This is a genomic window from Bacillus sp. FSL K6-1006 (assembly GCF_038593175.1).
GTDB lineage: Bacteria > Bacillota > Bacilli > Bacillales > Bacillaceae > Bacillus > Bacillus safensis.
Genome location: NZ_CP151970.1, coordinates 1,541,298 through 1,565,052, shown reverse-complemented (window position 1 = coordinate 1,565,052; position 23,755 = coordinate 1,541,298). Strand labels below are relative to the sequence as shown.

The following is a 23,755-nucleotide window of genomic DNA, read 5'->3' as shown; positions in this document are numbered from 1 at the left end:
AAGTGAAAAAAGATGATGGAAAACAGAGTGAAATCCCCCTGAATAACGAGGGGGATTTTATTGGTTCATATGATGTTTCTGCAATTTAGCAAGTGCTTCCTGTGCAGCGTGCTGTTCTGCTTCTTTTTTAGAGCGTCCATTTCCAATTCCGAGCACTTCACCTCGAAGGGATACATTTGCTTCAAATTCCCGGTTATGTGCAGGCCCTTTTTCATGCAGGATACGGTATTCGAGCACACCTTTTCCATCGCGCTGTACAAATTCTTGCAGCTGGCTTTTAAAGTCCATGACGTGCGAGAATGCTCCATCGTTAATTTTCGGATAGACGTACGCTTCTAGGAAACGTTCAACCGGCTCAAGCCCCTGATCTAAATAAAGTGCACCGATAAACGCCTCGAATACGTCCGCTAAGAGTGCTGGGCGTTTTCTGCCGCCTGTCATTTCTTCGCCTTTTCCTAAAAGAACAAGGTCTCCGAAGGACAGCTCATGTGCTAGTGATACAAGTGACGGTTCACATACGATCGCCGCTCTTAGTTTCGTTAAATCTCCCTCGCTCATCGCTGGATATTTTGCAAATAAAAATTGAGAGATGGTCAATTCTAAAACAGCATCTCCTAAAAATTCAAGTCTTTCATTATCCTCGTATGGCTTTTTCCGGTGTTCATTCACATAAGAGGAATGGGTAAAGGCTTGATATAGAAGCTTTTCATTTTTAAATTGTACAGAAATGCGCTGCTGGAATTCTCTAAATTGCTCTAGTTTTTTGCTCTGTTTCTGTTTGTCTTTATATTGTTTTGGCATAGCAACCTCCAGGTAGGCGTAATCGCCTTTAAGGATACTGATTATATGGAGTCTCTCTTTCTACATGCAGGGAAACATTGCTCCCAGCATCTGAAAAAGGCTGACAATTGATCAGCTGAATGTGTTGAAACTAACATAAATTTTCAAAGTCCCGTCAAAAGTAGACGGGACTTTGTTACACTTATTGCTGGTTATTTATGTAGTTCACAGCGTCACCGACTGTTGCAATTTTTTCAGCATCTTCGTCAGAAATTTCCATATCGAACTCATCTTCAAGTTCCATAACTAGCTCAACTACATCAAGGGAATCAGCGCCTAAATCTTCTTTAAATGAAGCTTCCATTTTCACGTCAGCCTCATCAACGCCAAGGCGGTCTACAATAATTTTTGTTACACGCTCTAATACGTCTGCCATTGCCTTTCACCTCCCCTCAAAGTATTATAGTTGAATTGTTTTTAAAAAACTAGAGAAAACCGAATGAAATTTTGATATTTCTTAGGACATGACCATCCCGCCATCTACTTGGATGGTTTGGCCTGTAATATAACCTGCTCCTTCTGAAGCTAAAAAGACAACGACGTTGCTAATATCTTCAGGTGCACCAAAGCGTGCGAGCGGAATTTGCTTGAGCATTTCCGTCTGTACATTTTCGTCAAGCTTGTCTGTCATATCTGTTGAAATAAAGCCTGGTGCTACTGCATTAACTGTAATATGACGGGTTGCCAGCTCTTTTGCTGTTGTTTTCGTTAATCCAATGACACCAGCTTTTGCTGCAACATAGTTTGCTTGTCCAGGGTTTCCACACACACCAACGACTGAAGCCAAATTGATGATTCTTCCGCTTCTTTGCTTCATCATTTGACGTGTCACAGCTTTTGTACAGTTAAAAACACCTTTTAAGTTTATGTTAATGACATCATCCCATTCATTCTCTTTCATTCTCATGAGCAGGTTGTCCTTTGTGATCCCTGCATTATTCACAAGAATGTCAATTGAACCAAAGGTATCAATCGCTTGTTTCATCATGGCTTGTACTTCTTCAGCATTTGAGACATCAGCTTTCACAGCAAATGCCTGCTGGCCGAGTGCTTTGATTTCATCTACGACTTCATTTGCTTTTGCTTCGTTTCCAGAATAGTTCACGACAACATTTGCACCACTTTTCGCTAAATCAATCGCGATGGATCGGCCAATCCCGCGTGATGCTCCTGTTACAACGGCTGTTTTATTTGTAAGCATCAAGAATCCCCCTTGAGTGTTTGAATGGCTGCTTCAATTGTTTCTTGATCTGAAACGGAAATCGTCGTCAGACGGCGATTCACTTTTTTCACAAGACCTGAAAGCACTTTGCCAGGACCAATTTCAATAAATGTTGTGACGCCTAAATCAATAAGGCGTTCCACACTTTCTTCAAAACGAACAGGAGAATACAGTTGTTCAATCAGTTTTGTCTCAATTTCATCTCGGGAAGTCACGATGTCTGCTGTTACATTTGAGATGACCGGTGTTTTCGCATCCGCAATATCCAGCTTTGACAAAACATCCGTAAATTTTTCAGCGGCTGGTTTCATTAATGCAGAATGGAAAGGTCCGCTCACTTCAAGGGCAATTGCACGTTTTGCGCCTTTTTCTTTCGCTTTCTCTGAAGCAAGTTCTACCCCTTTTGCTGTACCAGATATCACGATTTGACCAGGACAGTTTAAGTTAGCGAGCTCTACAAGGTGACCGCTCTCTGTCACTTCTTTTGTCACTTCTTCAAGTGCCGCTTTGTCTAAGCCAAGAATTGCTGCCATGGCGCCTTCTCCTGCTGGAACAGCTTCATTCATTAATTCTCCGCGCTTTCTGACTGCATAAACAGCATCTTTAAACGAAAGTGCGCCTGCTGCAACGAGGGCAGTGTATTCGCCAAGACTGTGTCCTGCTGTATAATCTGCTTTGATTCCGCTCTCTTCAAATTTCTTTAAGATGGCGATACTTGTCGTTAAAAGAGCTGGCTGCGCGTTAAAGGTGAGCGTCAGTTCTTCTGCATCCCCTTCAAAAATCATAGAAGATAAGTCAAACCCGAGGGTCTTGTCTGCTTCTTCAAAAACAGCTTTAGATACTGCTTCTTGGTCAAATAAATCTTTTCCCATGCCAATTTTTTGAGAGCCTTGGCCAGGGAATAAAAATGCAATTTTAGTCATGCTGCTTTACCTCCATTAAGACTCATTCGTTGTTTCTTTTTGGACTTCTTGATGAATGATGGCTGAAACGTCTTTTTCTACGATATCACGTGCCTGACGAATTGCATGGAAAATGGCATTTTCGTCAGAGGAGCCGTGCGCTTTAATGACAGGTGCCTTTAAACCAAATAAAGCGGCACCGCCATATTCGGAGTAATCCATTTTAGATTTCATCTGCATTAATTTCGGCTTCATCATGCCTGCTGCTATTTTTGCTGTAAAACTGGATGTTAATGTTTCTTTCAGCATTTTAAAGACAGAAAGGGCTGTGCCCTCAATCGTTTTAAGCGCAATATTTCCAGTGAAACCATCTGTGACAACAACGTCAGCAACACCTTCTAATAAGTCACGAGACTCTACATTTCCTACGAAATTCAAGTCTGATGCTTTTAATAATTCAAAGGTTTTTTTCGTTAAATCGTTGCCTTTTTTATCTTCTGTTCCTACATTTAACAGTCCAACACGCGGATTGCTCTTTGGGAAGACACGCTCTGCGTAGATTGATCCCATCATGGCATATTGCACGAGATGTTCTGGTTTAGCATCAACGTTGGCACCAACATCTAGTAACAAGAAGCCGCTGCCATCCAGTGTTGGCAAAGTTGGGGCAAGTGCCGGTCTGTCAATACCGTCAATTCTGCCTACGATAAACAGTCCAGCTGTCATGAGGGCGCCAGTATTTCCTGCTGAGATGCAGGCATCTGCTCGTCCCTCGGATACTTCCTGCGCCATTTTCACCATAGATGAATCCTTTTTACGTCTAACTGCACGCACTGGTTCATCCGTCGGTTCAATCACTTCTTTTGCATCTAAAATCGTGATGCGATCGTTGTTTGTTATGTATGGTTTGATTTTGTTTTCATCGCCGACAAGTGTAATCTCGATATCTGAAAATGCTGTTAAGCTTTTTTGCACACCGTCAATAATGGCTTTAGGGGCATGATCTCCCCCCATTGCATCGACTGCAATTCTCATATTACGTGCCACCTTTTACTTTTGTTTTGAGCGATACATGACGAAGTCACCTGAAAAGACAACTTCCTCACCAACATAGCTGTTTACTTCAACTACGGTTCTTCCTTTTTCTTTATCATGTGAGGCTACTTTGGCTTTAGAGACAACTCTTTCGCCTTGTTTCACCTGCCTTGTAAACCTGATATTCGCTTTTGCTGTCAAAGCCAGTTCATCGTCGATGACGGCAACTGCCAGCGAATTTGCCTGGGCGAAGAGATGATGTCCCCTGGCAATTTGGTTTCGGCTGAATACATGCTCTTTTCTCACTTCTAAAATGGAAATGGCTTGGTCATCAAGTTCTACATCAATCATTTCTCCAATCACTTCATCCAGTGGAAGTGACTTTACTTCATCCTCTAATGTCTTTTCGGCCACATGCTTAATTCTTTCGCGTAATTCAGGGATCGACAGCTCTAAACGATCAAGACGAACCGTTTGTATGCTGACACCGAATTTACTTGCCAATTCTTCATCAGTAATGAATGGAGTCGAGCTGATCGTTTGCTGGAGAAGCTTTTGACGTTCTTTTTTATTTAGTTTCATATGCAGACACCATCCGTACATTTATGACTAGGTACTAATAGTAGTATATAATCTCATAGATGATAAATCAATCCTTGTTTCAAAAAGACAAGAAAATTCCTCCAGCATTTGATCAGCTTAATTTATCTCCTCCCAGCACACCGCTGTCTATCAGCGTTTGCCGGAGTTCTTTGTATTCGGGATCAGTCCAAAAGGCGTCCGATTGGACAAGGTCTGCTGCATCTTTTCTAGCCGTTTCCAGCGCTCTATAGTCGTGAACCATATCTGCTACCTTAAATTCTGGCATCCCGCTTTGTTTTTTACCGAAGAAATCGCCGGGTCCTCTTAGTTCTAAGTCCTTTTCAGACAGCTCAAAGCCATCGGTTGTTTCGGACATAATCCGCATCCGCTCTTTCCCCGTTTCTGACTTCGGATCAGCCATTAAAATACAAAATGATTGATGCTCTCCTCGTCCGACCCGGCCTCTTAGCTGATGAAGCTGAGACAGTCCGAAGCGGTCTGCATCATAAATGACCATGATGGTTGCATTCGGTACGTTGACCCCAACTTCAACGACTGTGGTTGAAACAAGAATTTGTACTTCATTTGCGGTAAAGGCTCTCATGACCTGATCTTTTTCATCACTCGCCAGCTTCCCATGCATTAAGCCAATCGACCACTTGCCGCGGTATGCCTCAGTGAGCATGCTATGGACATCAAGCGCATTTTGGACATCCAGCTTGTCTGATTCTTCAATGAGCGGACAAATAATATATGCCTGTCTGCCTTTTCTCAGCTCTTTATCCACAAAAGCAAGAATTCTCTCAAGCATGTCATGCTTCACCCAATACGTTTCAATTTGTTTTCTGCCAGCTGGCAATTCATCAATGACGGAGACGTCCATTTCTCCAAAGACAGTAATCGCAAGTGTTCGCGGAATAGGTGTGGCCGTCATAAACAAGACATCTGGGTCCTGCCCCTTGCTTCTTAGTTTTTTCCGCTGCTCTACGCCAAACCGGTGCTGCTCATCTGTGATGACAAGACCGAGCTGCTGAAATTCGACTTCGTCTTGAATGAGTGCGTGCGTGCCGACTAATATGTCAATCTCGCCTTCTTTTAAACGTTCAAGCAATTCTCTGCGTCGCTTTCCTTTCACAGAGCTTGTCAAAAGGGCAATATTCAGCCCCCATTTTTCAAACAGCTGGTAAAGTGAATCGGCATGCTGTTCTGCCAAAATTTCTGTTGGGACCATTAATGCACCTTGAAAACCTGATAAATGAGCGGCATAAAGCGCAATGGCCGCAACAGCTGTTTTCCCTGAACCTACATCTCCTTGGAGCAGCCGGTTCATTCGATATGGAGACGCCATGTCCGACATGATTTCATCAAGCACTCTTGATTGTGCCTTCGTCAGCGGAAATGGCAGGCTGTCAACAAACTCAAAAACTGCCTCTTTGGAAAACGGATGCTGGATGCCTGATGTTCTCTCTCGTTCTTTCTTTCTAATCGCCTGCATCTTCAGCTGAAAGATGAGAAATTCCTCGTACACAAAACGGCGTCTTGCTTGCTTGAGCGAGTCTCTTGTTTCTGGGAGATGAATGGTTTTTAATGCTTCCTGATAGGACATGAGTTTATAGGCAGAAACAAGCTGCTTTGGCAATGGATCTTCAGCTTTGTCTGCATAAAGTGACAAGGCTTGCTTTACAAAGCGCCTCATCATTTTCACGGTCACATTTTCTTTTACTGAATAAACGGGCTCTATACTGCCATCTTGCTCGTGCGTCCCTTTTTTAAATTCCTGCACCATGATAGATTGACGGTTTTTATCCCATTTTCCTGTGACGGAAACTGTATCACCTAACACAAGGCTTCGTTTTAAATACGGGCGATTGAAACAAATCGCCGTAATGAGAAAACGCCCGACAAGCAGCCTGAATGTCAGCCTGCTTCGTTTTTTTCCATAATAGGTGAGAACGGGCTCACTATGTACTTTTCCTTCAACTGTGACACGTTCGTCATGCCTTACTTCTTCTAAGTTACGAAGCTCATAGTCGTCATATCGATAAGGAAAGTAGCCGAGTAAATCGGCTACTGTGTAGATTCCAAGTTCATTGAGTGTTTTTTCGGTTTCCTCTCCAATCCCCTTCAGGACAGAGACATTATCTTGCAGTTTCTGTATCACGAGATGAGGTCACACCTCCGAAAATCTTCTTTTCAAGCTCTCTTGCTGTCGGTGTCGCTGCGAGACCGCCTTGGGCTGTTTCGCGAAGAGCCGTTGGCATCGTTTGACCGATTTTGTACATCGCATCAATGACTTCATCACATGGAATGCGGCTTGTGATGCCGGCAAGAGCCATGTCTGCTGCAATCATGGCGTTAGATGCACCCATTGCATTTCGTTTCACGCAAGGTACCTCGACAAGTCCCGCTACAGGATCACAAACAAGTCCAAGCATATTTTTCAGTGTAATCGCCATCGCTTCAGCAGATTGTTGCGGTGTACCGCCTGCCATTTCGACAATAGCTGCTGCCGCCATCCCTGATGCAGAACCTACCTCTGCCTGACAGCCGCCTGCTGCACCGGAAATACTGGCGTTATTCGCCACAACAAAACCAAATGCGCCAGAAGTAAATAGGAATCTGACCATTTGTTCCTTTGTTGGCTTTAATGTTTCTTTTACTGCAAATAACGTACCTGGTACAACACCTGCAGAGCCTGCTGTAGGCGTGGCACAAATGGTTCCCATTGCGGCATTGACTTCATTTGTTGCAACTGCTTTACTGACAGCATCTAATATCGTATGACCAGACAGCGTTTTGCCTGATGCGATATAGGCTTGAAGTTTGACTGCATCTCCGCCTGTTAAGCCTGATAATGATTTCACACCTTTTAGTCCGTTTTCAACGGCCTGCTCCATCACTTCTAGGTTGCGGTACATCTGGGAGAAAATTTCTTCACGTGACTTCCCTGTCACTTCCATTTCTTGCACAATCATAATTTCTGAAATGGAGGTATTCCGTTCTTCTGTTAGCTGCACGAGTTCTTTGACGTTTTTAAACATCATTCATAACCTCCTTGTTGTTACTCTGCAATTTGTGTGACTTGAATAATGTTTGGCAGCGTTTCTAGCTCTGATAGGACAGCTGGGTCAATATTTTGATCTACTTCAATCGTCATCAGTGCCTCTTGCCCGACATCTTTACGCGCCACTTCCATATGACCGATGTTGATGGCGAATTTCGCTAAGACATTGGCAACTGCCGCAATCGTCCCGTAGCGATCGTTATGAACCACAAGAATGGCAGGATGATTCCCTGAGAGCCTGAGCTCAAAGCCATTTAATTCTGTGATTTCAATTTTACCTCCGCCGATGGAAATCCCGATTAGTTCAAGGCTTCCGTTCGCATCTGAAATCTCTACTTTTGCTGTATTCGGATGCGCCGGGACCGCCTCTTCTTCTTTAAATTCAATATCGATCGCTTTGCTTTTTGCAATATCAATCGCTGTTTTGATTCGTTCATCAAATGTATCAAAGTCAAGAACACCGCCGATAATGGCGACATCTGTACCGTGTCCTTTATACGTATCTTTAAAGGAACCATAAAATGAAACGACAATTCGTTTCGGTTCTCTTCCAAATAAGCTGCGAGCTACTCTTCCGATACGAGCCGCACCCGCTGTGTGCGAACTTGATGGCCCAATCATGACGGGTCCAATAATATCAAACACACTTCTAAATTTCATAGGTCTTCCCCTCTCATCACCACTCGCGTATGGTTTGGTTCTTTCTTTAGACTAATGGATTCATTCGTTTCCCGCAACTCATTTCACCGTTGAATGGCTAGTAAAAAATTGCAAAAGAAGAAGAAGGGCTTTATTTGCCCTTCTTTCGTTATTCAACCGCTAAAATATATGAATAAAGCGGCTGTTTTCCATCGTGGACTTCAACTTCTACATCTTCAAATGTTTCTTCAATAAAGGCTTGTAACGCATCCAGCTCATCAGATGATGCATCTTCTCCTTTAATGATGGTGACAATCTCATCATCTTCTGTCACCATTTTGGCGAGAAGTTCTTTTGCTGCATCTAATTGATTTTTCGCTGTTAACGTGATTTTTCCGTTGAACAGACCCATATAGTCACCTCTCGCAATGTCGATTCCATCAATTTGAGTATCTCTCACTGCAAAGGTAATCTGCCCGCTTTTCACATGGTCAATCGCTTCTAGCATCGCTCTTTCATTGTCTTCATTTGAAGCTGCTTCATTGAGAGAAAGAAGTGCCGACATTCCTTGAGGAACGGTCTTCGTCGGAATGACAACGACCTCACGGTTTGAGACAGTTGCCGCCTGTTTAGCTGCCATGACAATATTAGAATTATTAGGTAAGATAAAGACGGTTTCGGCATGTACGCTTTCTATTGCTGTGACAATGTCTTCTGTGCTCGGATTCATCGTCTGCCCGCCTTCAATGACGACGGAAGCTCCGATGCTTTTGAACAAGTCAGCAATTCCTTCTCCCATTGCGACACTGACCACACCAAAGCGCTGTTTTTCAGCAGCAGGTGCTTTTGGTGCAGCAGGCACATGTTCTCTTTCTTCGTTCACGATTGAGCTATGCTGCTCTCTCATGTTTTCAATTTTCATATTAATCAAGCTGCCATAGCGCTGTGCATATGATAAAACATCTCCTGGCTGCTCGGCATGAATATGAACTTTCGCCAGTGTATCGTCAGACACCACAAGAAGTGAATCTCCGAATTCACTTAAGTCTTCTCTGAAGGCATTCTCATCAAAGGACTGTTTGTCTTCTTCAAATTTCACCATAAATTCAGTACAGTAGCCAAATTCGATATCTTCTGTGTTCATATGGCTTTGTGCACTTTTATGATGCTCTGCACTAACGAGTTCTTTTAGCGTAGGTAAAGAAGCCGATTTAGGAAGAAGCTCTTCACCTCTTAATGAAGCAAGGAAACCTTCATATACGCATAGAAGTCCTTTACCTCCACTATCGACAACACCCACTTCTTTTAAGACAGGAAGCAGATCTGGCGTTCGATCAAGTGATGCTCTTGCTTCCTCAATCGTTAACTCTAGAACGCGGTCAATTTGATCCTCTGCTGCTGAAACAGCAACCGCTTTCTTTGCTGCATCCTTTGCAACTGTTAAGATCGTTCCTTCAATCGGTTTCATCACGGCTTTATATGCTGTATCAACACCCGCCTGTAAGGCAAGAGCAAATTCTTTTGCATCAATTGTTTCTTTTTGTTCAATATGTTTACTGAAACCTCTAAAGAGCTGTGACAGGATCACGCCAGAGTTTCCTCTTGCGCCCATCAATAACCCTTTTGACAGGGCCACGCCGACCTTCCCAATATGATCGGTGTTTGTTTCTTCAACTGCTTTTGCCCCTGAAGTCATCGACAAATTCATATTTGTCCCCGTGTCTCCGTCTGGCACTGGAAAAACATTTAACGCATCCACAATTTGTGCGTTTTGAGAAAGATGGTGAGCACCTGCAAGAATCATTTTTGCAAATGAGCGGCCATCAAGATTTCTAATAGACAATATATTTCCTCCTTACTACGGGTTCGTAACTTTTACTCCTTGTACATAAATGTTGACCGAGTCAACAGAAAGTCCAATTGTGTGATGAATCGTATATTTGACTTTCGTTTGAACATTATGTGCGACTTCTGATATTTTTGTACCGTAGCTGACGATGATGTACATATCAATATGAATGCGGTCTTCTTTCTGACGCACAAGAACACCCCGGCTGAAGTTCTCTTTGCGGAGAATATCCGTCAAGCCGTCCTTAATTTGGTTTTTGGACGCCATGCCAACAATACCATAGCAATCGATCGCAGCGCCTCCTGCCACCATTGCAATGACTTCATTTGATATATCAATTTGTCCGTATTTCGTTCTAAGTTCAATGGACACATTGGTTCCCCCTTTTTGAGAAATTGCCCTGAGTTATCACTATTTTACTATAAGACCCTTCTTTTTAAAAGAAATCATTCAATCCGACCCAATCCTACTTATACTATAGCCTCGATTTTTTATCAAGATGTCAAGGTATTTTTCTTGAAAGAGGAGTAAACAATCCTTGCAAACCCCTTGAAGCTGTGGTAAATTATTAAAGTATCTTGAGGCATCTCTAAGTACGTATATGAAGAATATGATGATGTTTTCGCAGTTAGGAGGGAAACAAATGGCACGTAAATGCGTTATTACAGGCAGAAAAACAAAAGCTGGGAACAACCGTTCTCACGCAATGAACTCTACAAAACGTACATGGGGCGCGAACCTTCAAAAAGTTCGTATTCTAGTGGACGGTAAGCCTAAAAGAGTATATGTATCAGCTCGAGCTTTGAAATCTGGTAAAGTTGAGCGTGTATAAGCAAGAAGAGTAAACGCCTGCTACAATAAACTGTAGCAGGCGTTTTTATGTGGAAATAAAGGAGATTACTCATTAATCTTTTTTAAATGAACCAAGCATCGCACGGACAATGCCGCCAAGAAATCTAGGCAGTTTGATTGTATAAAATTTCATTTTGTCCCCCTCCTAAAAGTACCGCTTGCAGCACAATTGAGCTTAATCAGCCATCCACATTGATAGGTTGGTCAATCTTTGCTTCTTACCATTATTAATATGCCTTCATGAAAAGAAAAAGTACCATTTGAGTGGATGAGTTCGTTACTAATACATAGTGTGGAACCAGGCTCAATATGACAATTTTTCAGAGGATATTTGAAACCTTTTAATGTCAGCTTTTCAACCGATGTACCAAAGGGCAGAAACGACACATATTTTTTATCAGGGTCTTCTTTTATTTCGTATGTACCAGGTCCAAACATTTGAATGATATTTTGCTTATCTACAAGAGTGATGTTCTGCTTGTGCTGAATGCCTTGATATAGAAGGTGAATATTTCCTAGAAAGTGATCAGCCCTTCCTCCTGTAATGCCGTAAATGTGAATATGCGCAGGGTGCTGGCGCATGGCCCAGTTCAGCGCAAGCTCTAAATCGGTTTCATCTTTTTCAGCCTGAAATACATTCAAGGCAGGCAATTTCTTTTTCAGCTCGCAAAGCTCTTCTTCTGTCACACTGTCAAAATCACCAAAAGCCTTGGCAGGCATGATGCCGTGCTCTAGTAAATAGAGCGTCCCCCGGTCTACACCGACCCAGAGAATATCGTCCTGTGATGCTTCATGTTCAAGGGGCGGGATGTAATCAAAAGGACCGCCGGCTACGATATGTATGTGCATGATATACGCTCCTCTCCATGTAAAAAGAACCAAAGATCAGAGTGACTTTGGTTCCTTTTTTTACGCTTCTCGAATGGCCTGAATGGCTGCTGCACGGTTGTTTTTACCGTATATCGCTGAGCCGGCCACAAGTAAGTTAGCGCCCGCCTCTTTACAGCTCTTTGCAGTCTCTACATTGACACCACCGTCTATTTCTATGAGTAAGTCTGATAAGCCCTTTTGTTCGCTAAGGGACTTCACTTCTTTTACCTTCGTGAGGACAGATGGAATGAACGCCTGTCCGCCAAAACCAGGATTCACCGTCATGAATAAGATAAGGTCTACATCCTCTAATACATGCTCAATCTGAGAAACAGGTGTGTGCGGGTTCAAGACGATGCCTGCTTTTACGCCTTGTTCTTTTATGTGCTGTATCGTGCGGTGCAAGTGCGGACAAGCTTCTACATGGACAGAAATAATGTCAGCACCTGCTTTTGCGAATGCAGGAATATACCGGTCTGGCTGCTCAATCATTAAGTGAACATCGAGCGGCAGCTTTGTATGCGGTCTGATCGCTTCCACAACATTCGGTCCAAATGTGATATTCGGTACAAAATGGCCGTCCATCACGTCGATATGAATGTAATCCGCTCCGCCTTGTTCCACATCACGGATATCTTTCTCCAAATTGGCGAAATCTGCTGATAAAATGGAAGGGGCAATATAAACCATGAGTTAGTACCTCGGCTTTCTGTCTTTGATTTCAGTTAAAAACTCTAAATAATGCTGATAGCGATACGCTCTGATTTGCTCTTGTTCGACCGCGCCTTTTACCGCACAGCCAGGCTCTTTCACGTGCAGACAGCCTCTAAACTTACAATCTGCACTCCGCTCTTTAATTTCTAAAAAGTAAAGGCCTAAATCTTCCGCTTCGATGCCGGTAAATTCGAGCGAGCTAAAGCCAGGTGTATCTGCAATGAGCCCTTCTGCTGTACGAATGAGTTCGACATGTCTTGTCGTATGCTTCCCCCTTCCAAGATGAGAGGAAATATCATTGGTTTTCAGCGCCAAATCAGGACTCATCGCATTTAAAAGGGAGGACTTACCTACACCAGACTGACCGGCAAATACAGTGATTTTATTGTGAAAATGCGGGGTCAGCTTTTCAATTCCGTCTCCCTCGATCGTGGATGTTACATGAACATCATATCCAATTTGCCGATAGTCCTCTGCATAGCCTTGAATACTTTCACGCTCTTCATCTGTTTTCAATAAGTCCATTTTTGTGATACAGATAATCGGCTTAATATCATTTGCTTCCACCAGCACTAGAAATCTGTCTAAAAGCGATGTGCTAAAGGTCGGTTCTGTCGCAGAGAAAACGAGCACCGCTTGATCGACGTTACTAATAGGCGGACGAACAAGTTCGTTTGTCCGCTCTTTTACTTCTAATAAGTAGCCTTCTTTATCGTTGTCCGCTTGATATACAACATAATCTCCAACAAGAGGTGTGATTTTGTTTTTCCGAAAAATACCTCTCGCTCTGCACTGAATCACTTTTCCACTTTCTAGAGACTCATCGAGCACATAATAAAATCCGCTTAATGCTTTAATAATTTTGCCCTCAGGCATAAAGTCCCTCCTTTATTCATCGTCAGGGTATTCGATCGTTTTAGAGCTTACGACCTTATCATCAACTGTCACTTGATAGTATCCTTTTTGACCTGGTTCAATCTTAAATTTAATGGTCCGTTCAGTTGGTGCAGTGATGTTAAAGGTTTCATATGAATCAGAAATGCTATGCTCAGCATCGTCAATGGAAATCTGAACGGTCATTTCTTGCCCTTCAGTGACTGGTTCATACGGGATGGCAATCTTTTCAGTTACCGTTTTAGCCGGTTTTTTCTTCGGTCCAAGTGAGAAGGTGATTTTAACCGTATCACCTGGTTTCACAGCAGTACCAGCTCCTGGTTCCTGCTTCATCACCTCACCTTTTGGCACATCATCAGAATACGCTTCTTTTTCATCAAGCTTTAATCCGTTATCCTCTAAATAATTCGATGCAGCCTGTTTACTATATGTCGTTAAATCCCGCAAAGTAATATCGGCAGGACCTATGCTGACCGTCAACGTCACTTCTTCATCTGCTGCCACCAGCTCAGTACTCGCTGAAGGTTTCTGTTCCATGACAATCCCAGATTCGGTGTCATTATCATTTACTTCCTCCACAACAACTTGCTTAAACCCTTTTTTCTCTAATAATTCTTTTGCTTTATCAACCTTTTCACCTGTTACATCAGGTAATTCGGTCTTTTCCTTGCCCGTACTTTGATAAAGCTGAATCTCGGTTCCTTCTTTTACCTTTGTGCCAATTTTCGGGTCTGTTTTGACGACAAGCCCTTTTTCAATTTTTTCATCAGCGATCTCAATTGGTTCAGAGGCGACGGTAAAGCCAGCTTTCTTCAAGGTGTCCTCTGCTTTTTCAATCGTCATGCCAGATACATCAGAGACCTCAACATCTTTTGGAAAGAGCAGTCCGGGAAACACAGTGATGGCTAAAATGGTCGCAGCAGTTAGAATAAACAGGATGGATGCCACAACCCAAGGCCATTTTTTTCGTTTCTTTTTCGGCTTTTGTTTCTCCTTTTTCTTCGGTTTTTTCACCGGATGGACAGCTGTTTTTTCATTGTCTTGATCGACTTGATGATCTTGAATGATTGGGATCGCTTTCGTTGCTTCATGATCTTCTTCAATCACAAAACGTTTTTCTTTTAGCCTTGAAGGGTCGAAAGCAGTTTGTAAATCTTTTTGCATTTCAGATGCATCTTCATATCGATAAAATGGATCTTTGGCCATTGCCTTTAAAATGATGTTTTCCACGCTTTGTGGAACAGAAGGATTCCACCTTCTTACAGATGGCGGCTCTGATTGCAAATGCTTCAGCGCGACACTGACAGCTGATTCCCCTTCAAATGGCATGCGTCCAGAAATGAGTTCATAGAGCACAATTCCAAGTGAATAGATGTCTGACTTTTTCGTCGCAAGACCTCCGCGTGCTTGTTCTGGAGACAAATAGTGCACGGATCCTAGGACCGAATTTGTGTGGGTGATGGTCGCTGAGCTGAGTGCAATGGCAATCCCAAAATCAGTGACTTTAATATTCCCCATGTTGTCTATTAATATATTGTGAGGCTTAATGTCCCGGTGGACGAGCTGCTTTGCATGGGCTTCTTCCATCGCCGCAACGACTTGCTCCATAATGCGAACGGCTTCTTTCGGATGAAGCGGGCCATTGGCGTGTATGTATTCTTTCAGCGTCATCCCCTCGACATATTCCATGACAATATAATAAATGTCATCTTCTTCCCCTACATCGTAGATGCTGACAATATTTGAATGATCTAAGCTTGCGGCTGATTGCGCCTCGCGCCGGAAACGTCTAATAAAATCATCATCGCTTGCAAAGTCAAAGCGCAAAATTTTAATCGCAACTTCGCGATCTAAAATCATGTCCTCCGCCAAATAAACGTTTGCCATTCCGCCTCCGCCTATGACGCGAAGAATCTGATAACGGCCGCTGATCCGTTTTCCGATCAACACTTGCTGTCACCCTCCTCTGGCTGGGAGGAGATTTCTAACAATACTGCTGTAATGTTATCTTCACCGCCGTTGTCATTCGCTGTTTGGATTAATGCTGTTACTTTTTCATCTGGTGCGGTCGTTTGCGTTAAAATATGAATCAAATTCTCTTCTTCTACTTTATTGGATAAACCATCTGAGCAAAGCAGGATTTGATCTCCTGGGTCTACTTCAAAAGTATGTGCATCAATTTGAACGTGTTTATCTGTTCCTAAAGCTTTTGTGAGCACGTTTTTTCTTGGATGATATTCTGCATCCTCTTTAGAAATTTCACCTGTTTTCACAAGCTCATTTACAAGTGAATGGTCATCCGTTAGCTGGGTCAGTGCTCCTTCTCTCAGCAAGTAGCAGCGGCTGTCGCCAATATGGGCAATTGTGACCGTTTGCAAATGAACGAGCGCACAAACAATGGTTGTCCCCATTCCTTGGCACTCCTCATTGTTTTTCGCATGTTCATATACTTGATCATTAATGTCACTAATTTTTGAGATTAACCAGCTTTCTTGCTCTGCTGGTTTTGCTGGGATTGAAGATGTTTCTTCCCAGTATTCTTTTAAAGAAGAGACGGCCATCCTGCTGGCGACATCACCAGCAAGATGACCTCCCATTCCATCTGCTACAACAGCTAGAAGGGTGTCTTCTTTTGCTTCAAAAATACCTGCATCATCTTCATTATGCTGACGGACTTTTCCTGTATCGGTTTGAAAGGCTGCCCTTATCAACATTCGTCACCTCGTCTCTTCCTGACGCTCCTTCGCTCTTAGCTGACCGCAAGCAGCATCAATATCATGGCCTTGCTCTCGTCTAATCGTTACGTTTACGCCGCGTTCTTTCAGCGTTTTTTCAAATAGGAAGATTTGTTCTCTCGGTGTTCTTACATAATCCCTTTCCGGTACATAGTTCACCGGAATGAGGTTCACGTGGCACTTGATTCCTTTTAATAAGTCTGCAAGCTCTTCTGCATGATGAACTTGATCATTTACTCCGCCAAACAGGCCGTATTCAAAGCTGACACGTCTACCCGTTTTTTGAATGTAGTATTCAATGGCTTCCATTAATTTTGGCAGCTTATATGCCTTATTGATCGGCATCAAACGGCTTCTGATCTCTGTGTTCGGTGCATGCAGAGAGACAGCAAAATTGATTTGCATTTGCTCATCAGCGAATTGATAGATCTTTGGAATGATTCCGCTTGTCGACACTGTAATGTGACGCGCGCCAATATTTAAGCCGTTGTCATGGTTGATGATTTTAAGGAAAGCAAGCATTTCGTCAAAGTTATCAAACGGTTCGCCAATTCCCATGATGACAACCGAGCTGACTCTCTCATCTGTTTCGTCAAGTGCCTGCTGCACTTTCAATACTTGAGCAACGATTTCTCCTGCTTCAAGATTTCGTTTTAACCCGCCAAGTGTAGATGCACAGAATGTACAGCCGATTCGGCAGCCAACCTGAGTTGTGACACAGACAGAGTTGCCGTATTCGTGGCGCATCAGCACTGTTTCAATCGTATAGCCATCATGTAATTCAAATAAAAACTTGATCGTTCCGTCTTGAGACGTTTGTTTGATCACGGTTTTTAATGTGGTGATCGCAAATTGATTTTTTAATTTTTCTCTTAAATCCTTTGAAAGGTTAGACATATCGTCAAAGGATGTCACACGTTTCTCATAAAGCCACTCGAAAATTTGGGCTGCGCGGAAAGGCTTTTCGCCTTGTTCTTTTAACCATTCTTTCATTTCGTGAAGCTCAAATGAGTAGATCGACGGCATTTCTGTCTTCAGTTCTTTTCTTACTTTTTGTTCTGTCATTTTTTATCCCTTCTTTCTCATGCTGCAAATAAAGAAACCATCTGTTCCGAAATAATGAGGAAGAATTTGTACACTTCCGTTTTGAACAAACGGAGCAACCTGCTCAGGCAGCCGTTCATTAAGAGATAGATCGGGTTCGAAGTCTTGGTGTTCTTGTAAAAACGCATGAATCACTTGTTGATTTTCTATTGGGTCCATTGTACACGTACTGTATACAAGGGTTCCGCCCGGTTTTAAAAGCGGGGCCGCTTCCTTTAAAATGGCCTGCTGGATAGCTGCAAGCCTTGCTGAGTCTTCTTTAGACTTTGTATATTTCATATCTGGTTTTCGTCTAATGACGCCAAAACCGGAACACGGTGCATCAATGAGAATACGGTCAAACGAAGCTTCGCTGTAATAGTCTGCCGCTTTCCTTGCATCAAGTGCTTTTGCCTCAATGTGAGTAAGGTTCAGACGTTTTGCTGCTTGTTTGATGAGTTTCACTTTATGTTCATGTAAATCAAGTGAAACAATTTTGCCCTCATCATTCATACGTTCTGCAATATGTGTTGATTTTCCGCCAGGAGCCGCACAGGCGTCAAGCACTGTTTCTCCCGGCTGAGGGTTGAGCGCTCTTGCGACAAGCATCGAGCTTTCATCTTGTATCGTCACATAGCCTTCTTGAAAAGAAGGAGTTGAGACGATGGACCCTTTCATGAGCTTGAGTGCATCTTGTGATAAGTCGCCAAGCTCCGTTTCGATGCCTGCATCCATTAGTTTTTGCTGCAGTGCCGTGCGGTCCGTTTTCATTCGATTGACGCGAAGGGTTTGCTTTGGCGGGACTAAATGAATGCGGCACATGTTTTCTGCCGCTTCAAACCCGTACGCCTGAACCCATTCCTGCACAAGCCATATTGGGTGGCTTGTCTCAATGGACAGCCGCTTTACTGGATCTTTGATCGCATCAAATGACGGAACGCCTTCTCTTTGCACGGAACGAAGAACACCGTTCACAAGTGAAGAAATGCCTTTGTGTCCGCGCTTTTTCGTTAGCTCGACAGCTTCATGAATGGCTGCACGATCTGGTATTTTTTCAAGGTACACCATTTGATAAAGGGACATCCGTAAGAGCTGCATCACCCATGGAGCGACCTTTTGCGGTTTTTTCACAAAGGGCGTCAGCATATAATCTAATGCCAGCTTATTTTGCAGTGTACCATATACAAGCTCTGTTAACAGCGGTTTGTCCTGATCAGCTAAGTCTTTATCTTTCATGACTGACTGCAACAGCAAATTACTGTAAGCCTGGTTTTGTTCGAGTTTGATTAAAGCGTCCAGCGCTACTTCTCTCACATTACTTTTCTTCATTCATTAACCCTAATTTCTGTCCAATTTCGATATTTGCGCCTCTTAAGAAGTCTTCGCCGCTCATTTTTTTCTTACCAGCTGGCTGCACACCTGTTAATAAAAGGCCTTGCTCATTCCCAGTTCCAATGACCGGACCTTCTTTTTGAAGCTCAATCACTTTCCCGGGTTCTTCTTGCGCTTGCAGCGGAACCTTTTTCGCTTCCCATACTTTTAGATGAGCGCCGTTCCATTCAGTATAGGCAACTGGCCAAGGATTTAGCCCGCGAACTTGGTTGTAAAGCTCTTCGCCGGTTTTTGTCCAGTCTAATCTTTCTTGCTCCCGCTTAATATTTGGTGCATATGTGGCCGCTTCTTCATTTTGCGGAATCGGAGAAATAGACCCGCTCAGAACATTTGGCACCGTATCTTTTAGCAGCGCGGCACCTGCAACACTTAATTTGTCATGCAATGTTCCGACATTGTCTAATTCATCGATTTCTACTTCTACTTTACTGATCATGTCACCTGCATCAAGTCTTTCCACCATGTACATGATGGTAACGCCTGTTTTCTTTTTGCCTTGAAGGATCGCATAATGGATCGGCGCGCCGCCTCTTAGTTCTGGCAGCAGCGAGGCATGAACATTGATACAGCCAAACTTAGGTTCATCGAGTAATCGCTTTGGTAAAATTTGTCCAAATGCCGCTGTGACGATTAAATCCGGCTGTAAGGCAAGCACCTTATCAATTTCTTCATCAAGTCGCACCTTTTCAGGCTGCAACACAGGAATGCCGTGCTTTAAGGCTTCCACTTTTACAGGAGGCGGTGTGAGCACTCGTTTTCTTCCTTTTGGGCGGTCTGGCTGCGTGACAACCCCTACCACTTCGTATCCTTCTGTTATCAGTGTTTGCAGCACAGGTACTGAGAAATCAGGGGTTCCCATAAATACGATACGTGTCATTTTCTTCACCCTTCCATTTCCGCAAGTTCTTTTTCTGTATAAGTTTCAATGATTTTTGACGTAAATAAAATGCCGTCTAAATGATCAATTTCGTGCAATAAAGCTCTTGCTAAAAATCCGTCTGCTTCTATTGTAAATGGTTTGCCTTTCTTATCAAAGGCTTTTACCTTCACATAGTTCGGTCTCTCTACAGTGCCGTATAAAGATGGAAAGCTCAGGCAGCCTTCAATATCTGTCTGGCTTCCTTCTACTTCAAGCACCTCGGGGTTCACTAAGTCAATTCTGCCAGATTCTTCTCCGATATCTACAACAGCGATTCTTTTTGAAATACCGATTTGTGGTGCTGCTAGTCCAACTCCATCCAGCTCAAGCATTGTATCATACATATCATCCAGCAGTTTTTTAAGCTTTTTATCGAACGTCTCGACGCGCTCTGTCTTTTGTTCAAGCACTTCTGCCGGATGTATGACTATTGGTTTTACTGCCACTTACAGCCCTCCGTTTTACATCATCATATATGGATTCATATCTATTGAAATCATCAATTGTTTTTGTTCCATTTCCTTTTGATAATGGTCTTGTATTTTCCGTAGTAAACTTGCCAGTTCATTTTCCCTTTTGTATTTTATCACGCATTGATACCGATATCTATCTTTGATCTTAGCGATTGGCGATGCGGCCGGACCAAGGATTCGAGTATTCGGTGCACAGTTCATTTTTAGGAACTGGACAATTTGATCAGTGACATGTGCTGCCTTCGTCACTTCTTCGTGTGACACTGTCACCATTGCCAAAAAGTAATAAGGCGGATAGGACTGGTGGCGGCGATGCAGCATCTCCTGTTCATAAAAGGCTTCGTAGTCATGCTGCTTCGTTAATTCAATACTATAGTGAGAAGGCGTATACGATTGAATAATGACCGAGCCCGCTTTTTCATGGCGCCCTGCTCTGCCGCTGACCTGTGTGAGAAGCTGAAATGTTTTTTCACTTGAACGAAAATCAGGGATGTGAAGGGATGTATCCGCACTGAGAACACCAACAAGTGTGACATCTGGGAAATCCAGCCCCTTTGCAATCATCTGCGTCCCGAGCAAAATGTCCGCTTCTTTATTGCCAAAAGACGTAAGAAGCTTTTCGTGAGCACCTTTACGAGACGTTGTATCCACATCCATTCGGATCACACGCGCCTCAGGCAACACCTTTGTCAGTTCTTCTTCTACTCGCTGCGTGCCAGTTCCAAAGTAGCGAATATGCTCACTGTGGCATTCTGGACATTCAGAAGGTACTGGAGCTTCGTGACCACAATAATGGCACTTCAGCCGTTTTTGATAGCGGTGATAGGTGAGAGAAATTTCGCAATGAGGACATTGCTCCACATATCCGCAATCACGGCACATCACAAAGGATGAATAGCCTCTTTTGTTCAGAAATAAAACGGCTTGTTCTTTTCTTTCAAGCACTTCCTTTAACCTGATCATTAACTCTTCTGAGAACATGGAGCGGTTGCCATTTCTTAGTTCTTCTCTCATATCAATTAACGAAACGTGCGGCATCTGCTGCTGGTTGACGCGGTGCTTGAGCGGCAGCAATGTATAGACGCCTTTTTTTGCACGTGCATAGGTTTCAAGTGAAGGTGTTGCACTGCCTAATACGACTGGACATTGATGCCGCACTGCTCGTTCAATGGCGACATCCTTGGCATGATAACGAGGCATTTCTTCTTGTTTATAAGAGGATTCATGCTCTTCATCTATAATAATCATGCCTAAATTTTCAAATGGAGCGAAAACAGCAGATCTTGCGCCAACGACAAGCTTGACTTCCTTGCGATGAATTTTCCGCCATTCATCATATTTTTCTCCTGTCGATAAGCCGCTGTGAAGAACAGCCACATTTGAGCCAAATCGTTCTTTAAATCGCTGCACCATTTGAGGGGTTAACGAAATCTCAGGAACTAAAACGATCGCTTCTTTGCCTTTTTGAAGAACATGATCAATTGTCTGCAAGTAAATCTCCGTTTTGCCGCTTCCTGTCACTCCGTGCAGTAAAAAGGTTGCGTGCTGATCCTCACTGACTGCTTGATGAATATGTTTTGCCGCCTCTCTTTGCTCAGGCGTGAGATCAAGTGATGCAGATGGTGTAAACTCCCGGTCACGGTAAGGATCCCGGTAGACCTCTTCATAGCTTTCTGTTAACAGCCCTTCTTGAATAAAGGTTTTAAGCGTTTGAGAACTCGCGCCTGTTTGCTGCTGCAAGTCTTTCGCTAAAAAGGTTGCCTCTCCCGCTTGAAGCAAGTAGGAAATCAGTGCCTTTTGTTTTACCGCATTTTTCTTTAGCTGCTGCTGCTTTTCTTCAAGTTTTTCTTTCGATACAGCCAGCTGGAGCATGCGGACCTTTTTCTTTCCAGATTTTTGCGAGACATGGTATCTCACCTCTAGATGACCTTTTTGGACATGCTTTTGAATCTGTTTTAATTGTTCAGACGGGATGTCAGCATAAAGAATGCTCTCTCGCTGACCGAAAAGCTCTTTCAATGACTGCGGAAGTTCTTCCTCTGATAGCACCTGTATTTCTTTTTCATACTTTGCCTTCATGGCTGCGGGCAGCATCGATTGAAGTGCCGTAATATGATAGGACAATGTTTTTTCCGTCAGCCAGTGAGAAAGCTCCAGTAGCTCATCTGTCAGAACAGGTGATAAATCAAATAAATCGACTATCTCTTTAATGCTTCCTGTCTTGATGTCTGTTTCCTCTTTGACTTTTGTCACAAACCCTTGAATCTTCCGCGGACCAAAGGGAACGACCACCCTCATTCCCGCTTTGACGAGATCTTTGAATCGATCTGGTACCCGGTAATCAAATGGCCGGTCAATGGCTTTCGTTGTGACATCTACGATGACTTCAGCAATCATGCGCGATCACGCTCTTTTGGAAGCAGCATTATTGCCTCCTTTAAAATTTCAAAAGCGAGGTCTTTTTTGCTCATCATCGGCAGCTCTTTTTTCGTTCCATCTGCTTTGATGATCGCTGCCACATTGGTATCTGTGCCAAAGCCTGCACCTTCTTTAGTGACGTTATTGGCCACAATCATATCTAGATGCTTGGATTCAATTTTCTTTTTCGCATAATATTCTACATCCTGCGTTTCAGCTGCAAATCCGACCAGCACTTGATGCTCTTTTCTTTTCCCCAGCTCTTTTAAAATATCTTTTGTCCGGGTGAATTCAATGTCCAGAGCGCCGGCCTGTTTTTTCATTTTATGAGCATATGTCGTGACAGGGGTGTAATCGGCGACAGCTGCTGATTTAATGACAAGATCAGCTTCCCCGTATACATCTAGCGCAGCTTGATACATCTCTTCAGCTGATTCAACGTGCACTACATGTACATGGTCAGGTTCAGTTAAAGAAACAGGTCCAGAAATCAGCGTAACATCTGCACCCATTTGCTGAGCAGCCTCTGCAATCGCATAGCCCATTTTTCCACTAGAACGGTTTGTAAAGAACCGGACAGGATCGATCACTTCACGTGTAGGACCTGCTGTCACCACGACTTTTTTACCTGAGAGCGGTAAGCTTTTTGGCTCTTCAAAAAAGGCCCGGATGTGTTCCACAATTTTTTCAGGCTCTTCTAATCGCCCTTTTCCAATGTACCCGCAAGCTAAATAACCTTCACTCGGCTCAATAAACCGGTAGCCGTCTTCATATAATGTGCGAATGTTCCGTTTCACAGCCGGGTGATCATACATATGCACATTCATCGCTGGTGCGACCCATACAGGCGCTGTAGAAGCAAGCAAAGTCGTGGTGAGCATATCATCTGCAAGTCCAGCGGCCATTTTACCAATCGTATGTGCTGTTGCAGGGGCAACAAGAATGAGATCGGCCCAGTCAGCTACGTCAATATGTGCAATGACTTTTGGATTGTTTTCTTTGAATGTATCTACATATACCTCATGCCGAGACAGTGCTTGGAAGGTAAGCGGAGACACAAACTCACGAGCAGATTCCGTCATAATCACTCTTACATTTGCGCCTGCTTGTACGAGTTTACTAGTAAGTGCTGCTGCTTTATATACGGCGATTCCTCCGCTGACACCGAGCAATATATTTTTTGACTGTAACATTTGTTTGTCCCCCTTAACGGCCTTTTTCACAAATTCGTCTACAATTCAAAAAAGTCAAAACCAATCATAGTTTTGACTT

24 protein-coding genes are annotated in these 23,755 nt (G+C 43.3%); 1 reads left to right on the top strand and 23 read right to left on the bottom strand.

Annotated elements, in window-relative coordinates; translation table 11 throughout:
- Positions 1-57: 57 nt before the first annotated feature.
- The 11 genes from rnc to NSS65_RS08010 form a co-directional block, all read right to left on the bottom strand.
- A complete protein-coding gene (gene rnc / locus NSS65_RS08060; RefSeq protein WP_034281759.1) occupies positions 58-801 on the bottom strand; it encodes a ribonuclease III in 744 nt (247 codons plus the stop codon).
- Positions 802-982: 181 nt separating this feature from the next.
- Entirely contained in the window at positions 983-1,216 is a 234-nt protein-coding gene (gene acpP / locus NSS65_RS08055) for an acyl carrier protein (protein ID WP_034317822.1), read from the bottom strand.
- Between the two features lie 81 nt (positions 1,217-1,297).
- A complete protein-coding gene (fabG, locus tag NSS65_RS08050) occupies positions 1,298-2,041 on the bottom strand; it encodes a 3-oxoacyl-[acyl-carrier-protein] reductase (protein ID WP_024424196.1) in 744 nt (247 codons plus the stop codon).
- Complete coding sequence (fabD, locus tag NSS65_RS08045) at positions 2,041-2,985, bottom strand: ACP S-malonyltransferase (protein ID WP_061109833.1); 945 nt, start codon at positions 2,983-2,985, stop codon at positions 2,041-2,043. The genes fabG and fabD overlap by 1 nt, the downstream gene beginning before the upstream one ends.
- Positions 2,986-3,000: 15 nt before the next feature.
- Complete coding sequence (gene plsX / locus NSS65_RS08040; protein ID WP_034281756.1) at positions 3,001-3,999, bottom strand: phosphate acyltransferase PlsX; 999 nt, start codon at positions 3,997-3,999, stop codon at positions 3,001-3,003.
- Positions 4,000-4,014: 15 nt separating this feature from the next.
- Entirely contained in the window at positions 4,015-4,581 is a 567-nt protein-coding gene (fapR, locus tag NSS65_RS08035; protein ID WP_024424199.1) for a transcription factor FapR, read from the bottom strand.
- Between the two features lie 112 nt (positions 4,582-4,693).
- Positions 4,694-6,742: an ATP-dependent DNA helicase RecG gene (gene recG / locus NSS65_RS08030; RefSeq protein ID WP_081124367.1), complete on the bottom strand. Its 2,049-nt coding sequence runs from the start codon at positions 6,740-6,742 to the stop codon at positions 4,694-4,696.
- Positions 6,720-7,622: an L-serine ammonia-lyase, iron-sulfur-dependent, subunit alpha gene (gene sdaAA / locus NSS65_RS08025; RefSeq protein WP_024424200.1), complete on the bottom strand. Its 903-nt coding sequence runs from the start codon at positions 7,620-7,622 to the stop codon at positions 6,720-6,722. The genes recG and sdaAA overlap by 23 nt, the downstream gene beginning before the upstream one ends.
- A 20-nt stretch (positions 7,623-7,642) precedes the next feature.
- Positions 7,643-8,305 (bottom strand): L-serine ammonia-lyase, iron-sulfur-dependent subunit beta, encoded by a 663-nt coding sequence (sdaAB, locus tag NSS65_RS08020; RefSeq protein WP_047202147.1) that lies wholly within the window; start codon positions 8,303-8,305, stop codon positions 7,643-7,645.
- A 148-nt stretch (positions 8,306-8,453) separates the two neighbouring features.
- Positions 8,454-10,127, bottom strand: a complete 1,674-nt coding sequence (locus NSS65_RS08015) for a DAK2 domain-containing protein (RefSeq protein WP_144496637.1) — start codon at positions 10,125-10,127, stop codon at positions 8,454-8,456.
- Positions 10,128-10,142: 15 nt separating this feature from the next.
- On the bottom strand, positions 10,143-10,505 hold the full coding sequence (locus NSS65_RS08010) for an Asp23/Gls24 family envelope stress response protein (protein ID WP_008344871.1): 363 nt from the start codon (positions 10,503-10,505) through the stop codon (positions 10,143-10,145).
- 271 nt (positions 10,506-10,776) lie between these two features.
- On the opposite strand from NSS65_RS08010, the gene rpmB reads away from it, so the two are divergent.
- The gene (rpmB, locus tag NSS65_RS08005; protein WP_003212514.1) at positions 10,777-10,965 is read left to right on the top strand and encodes a 50S ribosomal protein L28; all 189 of its coding nucleotides are present in this window, start codon (positions 10,777-10,779) and stop codon (positions 10,963-10,965) included.
- A 72-nt stretch (positions 10,966-11,037) separates the two neighbouring features.
- Here the strand turns inward: rpmB and spoVM are convergent, their stop codons facing one another.
- The 12 genes from spoVM to coaBC all read right to left on the bottom strand — a co-directional run bounded on the left by spoVM (position 11,038) and on the right by coaBC (position 23,676).
- Positions 11,038-11,118 carry a stage V sporulation protein SpoVM gene (gene spoVM / locus NSS65_RS08000; RefSeq protein WP_008354550.1) on the bottom strand — a complete coding sequence of 27 codons (81 nt, stop codon included), beginning with the start codon at positions 11,116-11,118 and terminating at the stop codon, positions 11,038-11,040.
- Between the two features lie 71 nt (positions 11,119-11,189).
- Positions 11,190-11,834 (bottom strand): thiamine diphosphokinase, encoded by a 645-nt coding sequence (locus NSS65_RS07995; RefSeq protein ID WP_065214345.1) that lies wholly within the window; start codon positions 11,832-11,834, stop codon positions 11,190-11,192.
- 60 nt (positions 11,835-11,894) lie between these two features.
- On the bottom strand, positions 11,895-12,545 hold the full coding sequence (gene rpe / locus NSS65_RS07990) for a ribulose-phosphate 3-epimerase (RefSeq protein ID WP_041117359.1): 651 nt from the start codon (positions 12,543-12,545) through the stop codon (positions 11,895-11,897).
- A gap of 3 nt (positions 12,546-12,548) precedes the next feature.
- Positions 12,549-13,445, bottom strand: a complete 897-nt coding sequence (rsgA, locus tag NSS65_RS07985) for a ribosome small subunit-dependent GTPase A (protein WP_024424205.1) — start codon at positions 13,443-13,445, stop codon at positions 12,549-12,551.
- 12 nt (positions 13,446-13,457) lie between these two features.
- The gene (pknB, locus tag NSS65_RS07980; protein WP_081124366.1) at positions 13,458-15,413 is read right to left on the bottom strand and encodes a Stk1 family PASTA domain-containing Ser/Thr kinase; all 1,956 of its coding nucleotides are present in this window, start codon (positions 15,411-15,413) and stop codon (positions 13,458-13,460) included.
- Positions 15,407-16,177 (bottom strand): Stp1/IreP family PP2C-type Ser/Thr phosphatase, encoded by a 771-nt coding sequence (locus tag NSS65_RS07975; protein ID WP_034281746.1) that lies wholly within the window; start codon positions 16,175-16,177, stop codon positions 15,407-15,409. Before NSS65_RS07975 ends, pknB begins: the two co-directional genes overlap by 7 nt.
- A gap of 3 nt (positions 16,178-16,180) precedes the next feature.
- Complete coding sequence (gene rlmN, locus NSS65_RS07970; protein WP_024424208.1) at positions 16,181-17,263, bottom strand: 23S rRNA (adenine(2503)-C(2))-methyltransferase RlmN; 1,083 nt, start codon at positions 17,261-17,263, stop codon at positions 16,181-16,183.
- A gap of 3 nt (positions 17,264-17,266) precedes the next feature.
- Positions 17,267-18,610, bottom strand: a complete 1,344-nt coding sequence (gene rsmB / locus NSS65_RS07965; protein WP_326135101.1) for a 16S rRNA (cytosine(967)-C(5))-methyltransferase RsmB — start codon at positions 18,608-18,610, stop codon at positions 17,267-17,269.
- Positions 18,597-19,550, bottom strand: coding sequence for a methionyl-tRNA formyltransferase (gene fmt / locus NSS65_RS07960; protein WP_326135100.1), 954 nt, complete (start codon positions 19,548-19,550; stop codon positions 18,597-18,599). Before fmt ends, rsmB begins: the two co-directional genes overlap by 14 nt.
- A 5-nt stretch (positions 19,551-19,555) precedes the next feature.
- On the bottom strand, positions 19,556-20,038 hold the full coding sequence (gene def / locus NSS65_RS07955) for a peptide deformylase (RefSeq protein WP_025092560.1): 483 nt from the start codon (positions 20,036-20,038) through the stop codon (positions 19,556-19,558).
- 15 nt (positions 20,039-20,053) lie between these two features.
- The gene (gene priA / locus NSS65_RS07950) at positions 20,054-22,462 is read right to left on the bottom strand and encodes a primosomal protein N' (protein WP_034281740.1); all 2,409 of its coding nucleotides are present in this window, start codon (positions 22,460-22,462) and stop codon (positions 20,054-20,056) included.
- Positions 22,459-23,676, bottom strand: coding sequence for a bifunctional phosphopantothenoylcysteine decarboxylase/phosphopantothenate--cysteine ligase CoaBC (gene coaBC, locus NSS65_RS07945; RefSeq protein WP_144496634.1), 1,218 nt, complete (start codon positions 23,674-23,676; stop codon positions 22,459-22,461). Before coaBC ends, priA begins: the two co-directional genes overlap by 4 nt.
- Positions 23,677-23,755: the final 79 nt, after the last annotated feature.